Source organism: Staphylococcus sp. HMSC056G08, from assembly GCF_001812305.1.
GTDB classification, from domain to species: domain Bacteria; phylum Bacillota; class Bacilli; order Staphylococcales; family Staphylococcaceae; genus Staphylococcus; species Staphylococcus simulans.
The window spans coordinates 1-1121 of the sequence record NZ_KV808436.1 but is presented as its reverse complement, the minus strand read 5'-3'; the positions used below and the strand labels follow the sequence as shown (position 1 = coordinate 1121).

General features: G+C 28.5%; 1 protein-coding gene. It reads right to left on the bottom strand.

Annotation, left to right across the window (positions count from 1 at the left end):
• Positions 1 to 198 precede the first annotated feature (198 nt).
• Positions 199 to 687 (bottom strand): immunodominant staphylococcal antigen IsaB family protein, encoded by a 489-nt coding sequence (locus HMPREF2846_RS01560; RefSeq protein ID WP_048665617.1) that lies wholly within the window; start codon positions 685 to 687, stop codon positions 199 to 201.
• Between the last annotated feature and the right edge of the window lie 434 nt (positions 688 to 1121).

Sequence of the window (1121 nt, the reverse complement as noted above, 5' to 3'; positions counted from 1 at the left end):
AAAACTTGTCGAATGGTCGGCTTAATAGCTCACGATATGCCGACATTCGTCTGCAAGTTTAGTTAAGGATTCTTCTCAACGATCAATAAATTTTCTCGGCATAAATGCGTGTCCTATTATTTATTTTTATTCACTTTAAATAAAAAACGTGAAGTAAGAGAACTTGCAACTTACCTCACGTTTTATACCTAAAATGTCTTATTCACTCATAATTTGACCTTTAATCACATATCCATTTCTATCAACATAAAAGTGAACATCTTTATTACCAATTTTATACTTATATACTTCACCCCATGCTGAAGTAGGAGAGTAAGAATTTGGTTGACCATAATTTTGAATTAAAGTATTTTTATTAATAGATTTTCCATCGAGAGAGAAGAAAACACCATTAGCTTTATTCTCAGATACACTATAAAGTGTTTGATCGTATAAATTTATTCGATTGTCACCGGTTGGATTCTTTGCTATTTGATAGCCGTTGATAGTAAAATTATCGTATTTCAATGACTCTTTGAAGTTTTTGTCTAATATAAATCCACTTTGATACGCAGTATAACCATCATAATTATAATAAGGTTCAATAGTCTCTTGTGCCTGTACTTCCGTTGCATTAAATAGTTCGGGCGTTACAGAGAAACCCAAAACAATACCACTAGCTAGAACAATTTTAGAAAATTTCTTCATAAAAAACCCTCCTAATTATTTTTAATTCATCTATTATTATTACATACATATTACGAAAAAACATCCATTATTACAAAAGTGTTACAAAAATTTCATCCGAAGTTATTGCTTTATTAACTTCAAAATTTAAAACACCAACTATTTTTTCGTGACTATCATAGTTAAACTCTGTTTAATTATGGTTTCTTTTTATGTAGTGCCTATAGACAAATTGGACACCCAAAAAGCTTTCATACTGAAAGTAAATTACTCGTAATAATAAAATGATCTTAATTTCAATTTTAAATTGGATTTCAAAGCATTAAATCCAATTTATAGTATATTAATTACATTAATTACCTAGAAATTTATGTCAGCTCTTAAAACGCAAATGAGAGCCAAATAAATATATTTTGATTTTACATCACAAATTTTTAGCAAAACCAGTGACGATT

Coding starts and splice junctions, on each gene's coding strand:
- HMPREF2846_RS01560 (WP_048665617.1), bottom strand. CDS start 687: ATGAAGAAATTTTCTAAAATTGTTCTAGCTAGTGGTATTGTTTTGGGT.